The sequence below is a fragment of the Catenulispora rubra genome (assembly GCF_015356825.1).
GTDB classification, from domain to species: Bacteria; Actinomycetota; Actinomycetes; order Streptomycetales; family Catenulisporaceae; genus Catenulispora; species Catenulispora rubra.
Genome location: NZ_JAACYW010000574.1, coordinates 1 through 2302, shown reverse-complemented (window position 1 = coordinate 2302; position 2302 = coordinate 1). Strand labels below are relative to the sequence as shown.

General features: G+C 67.7%; 2 protein-coding genes. Both read right to left on the bottom strand.

The genetic code is table 11. The features are described 5' to 3' along the window. Positions 1-684: cytochrome d ubiquinol oxidase subunit II (cydB, locus tag GWK61_RS54140; protein ID WP_194922219.1), on the bottom strand; the 684-nt coding region annotated here is incomplete at its 3' end. A gap of 19 nt (positions 685-703) precedes the next feature. Next, complete coding sequence (locus GWK61_RS54135) at positions 704-2131, bottom strand: cytochrome ubiquinol oxidase subunit I (protein ID WP_194922220.1); 1428 nt, start codon at positions 2129-2131, stop codon at positions 704-706. Between the last annotated feature and the right edge of the window lie 171 nt (positions 2132-2302).

Below are 2302 nucleotides of genomic sequence, written 5' to 3'. Positions count from 1 at the left end.
CACCCCCACCGTCCACGACAGCGGCCCGCCCCAATGGGCGTTGATCCGCCCCAGCAGCACCCCGACCAGCACCAGACTCACCAGCGCACCCGGCACAGCCAGACGCCGCGCGCCGTCGCGGATCGGCCCGCGCGTCTTCAGCGCCGTGTAGACGGCGCCGTGCGTCAGGAACAGCGCCAGGAAGGCCAGCGCGCCGACGAGCCCGTCGAAGGTGGTGAGGAAATCCGACATCCGGCCGCGGAAGCTCATGTCGTCGCCGATCTTGGTGCCGGAGAACATGCACCCGAACACCAGGCCCCACAGCAGCGGCGGGAGCAGCGAGCCGAGGAAGATGCACCAGTCCCACCACGGCCGGTGCCGGGCGTCGCTCTTGCCGCGGTACTCGAAGGCGACGTTGCGGACGATCAGCGACAGCAGCACCAACAGCAGCGGTACGTAGAACCCCGACAGCAGGGTGGCGTACCAGTTCGGGAACGCCGCGAACGTCGCCCCGATCGCCGTGATCACCCACACCTCGTTGCCGTCCCAGACCGGGCCGATGGTGTTGATCAGCACCCGGCGGTTGGTCTCGTCGCGCGCCAAGACCTTGGTCAGGATCCCGACCCCGAAGTCGAAGCCCTCCAGGAAGAAGTAGCCGATCCACAGCACCGCGATCAGCAGGTACCAGAAGTTCACCAGGCTCACGGCCGTCTACCTCTCAGTGTCAGTACGCGAACGCAAGTGGCTGATCCTCGTCGCCGCCCAGAGACGGAGGAGTAGCTGCCGGGGCGACGTCATGAGCCCCCGCCCGCGCGTACTTGACGCACAACCCCACCTCGACCACGGCCAGCACCGCGTACAGAGCCGCGAACAGGATCAACGAGGTCAGCACCCGGCCGGCCGGCACCGACGTCGACACGCCCTCACGGGTGCGCATCAGGCCGTACACGATCCAGGGCTGGCGTCCGGTCTCGGTGAAGATCCAGCCCCAGGCCGAGCCGATCACCGGGAAGACCAGGGTCCACAGGCCGAACCGCCAGAACCAGGCGCCCCAGCGGCCCGACGGCGTGCGACCGCGCCGGGTGAACCAGAGGCCGAACAGCGCCACCAGCACCGAGAACATCCCGAAGCCGATCATCCAGCGGAAGGACCAGTACGCCATCGGGATCCACGGCCGGTAGTCGCCGGGGCCGTACCTGGCCTGCTCGGCGGCGTTGGTCTGGTTGATGCCGGGGACCGGGTCGTGGAAGTTGCCGTGGGCCAGGAAGGACAGCAGCCGCGGGATCTCGATCTCCACCGAGTTGCGACCCTTCTCGACGTCGCCGACCGCGAACATCGAGAACGGCGCCGGCCCCTGCGTGTCCCACAGCGCCTCGGCCGAGGCCATCTTCATCGGCTGCTGCTCGAACATCACCTTGCCCTGCTGGTCCCCGGTCAGCGCGACGCCGACGCCGGCGATCAGCAGCGCCCACAGGCCGACCAGCAGCGAGGGCCGGAAGACCGCGGGCTGCTGCTTCTTGCGCAGGTGGTAGCAGGAGATGCCGACCAGGGCGGCGCCGGCGCACAGGAAGCAGGCGGTCAGGACGTGCAGGAAGGTGATGACGGTGGTCCGCTGGGTGATCACGGCCCAGAAGTCGGTGAGCTCGGCGCGGCCCATCAGATCGTTGAACACGTAGCCGACCGGGTGCTGCATGAAGGAGTTGGCGGCCAGGATGAAGTAGGCGCTGGCCATGGTGCCGAATGCGGCGATCCAGATACAGGCCAAGTGCACGCCGCGGGGCAGCCGTTCCCAGCCGAAGATCCACAGGCCGAGGAACGTGGACTCCAGGAAGAACGCCAGCAGCGCCTCGATCGCCAGCGGCGAGCCGAAGATGTCGCCGACGAAGCGGGAGTACTCCGACCAGTTCATGCCGAACTGGAACTCCTGCACGATGCCGGTGACCAGGCCGAGGGCGAAGTTGATCAGGAACAGCCGGCCCCAGAACCTCGTCGCCTGGTAGTACTGCTCCTTGCCGGTGCGGTGCCAGGCCGTCTGGAAGCCCGCGACGAGGAACGAGGTGCCGATGGTCAGCGGGACGAACAGGAAGTGGTACACCGTCGTGATCGCGAACTGCCAGCGGGCCACCGACACCGGGTCCATCGCGGCGGTCACGGACTGGTGCACGGTTCGGCCTCCTACCGACAGACTGACGGGGTCAGCTGATCACGCAGGGTAGTGGAGGCGAGTTCTGTGATGTCAAAGGCGTGTCACCTGTTCGGCGGCACGACCCATTGAGCAGAGCGGGGCGAAGCCCCTCCATAACGGGTGGCGGTGGGAGACGGG